Annotated in this window: 1 protein-coding gene; it reads right to left on the bottom strand. The window is 67.5% G+C overall.

The window, feature by feature from the left end:
- Positions 1 to 168: 168 nt before the first annotated feature.
- Positions 169 to 342, bottom strand: a 174-nt coding sequence (locus tag SB773_RS30590; RefSeq protein ID WP_410593977.1) for an alkyl sulfatase C-terminal domain-containing protein, incomplete at its 5' end; no start/stop codon positions are given.

Genomic DNA, 342 nt, shown 5'->3' with positions numbered 1-342 from the left:
CGCGATGACGAGACGACGCACCCACATGCGCTCATGGTGCGCCGCCTGACGTCTGCGGGCATCCACCGCGAGAGGTATCTAAGGACAGGCTGGGACCGACCGAGTGGTGAGCAGATGTCGCAACTGGCCGAGAATTCCGGCATCTACCCACCGCTCGAGGGAGTGCTCTCAGGGCACGACGATGTTGAAGTCCGGATCGCCGGCGTCCAGGACTGCGGTGAGGCGGGCGAGGACTGTCGCGTCGCCCTCGAAGGTCAGGCCGTCGGAGGTGGTGTCGCCTGCGGCCAGGGCCAGGAAGCGAACGCGGGTCGACGTCAGGTGCAGTTGGGCGTCGTCGGCCGG

Origin of the sequence: Bacillus sp. SIMBA_074, assembly GCF_046534555.1 — a bacterium.
GTDB lineage: Bacteria > Bacillota > Bacilli > Bacillales > Bacillaceae_G > Bacillus_A > Bacillus_A mycoides.
Note: the sequence above shows the minus strand (reverse complement) of the source record. Positions and strands in the feature narration are given on the sequence as shown.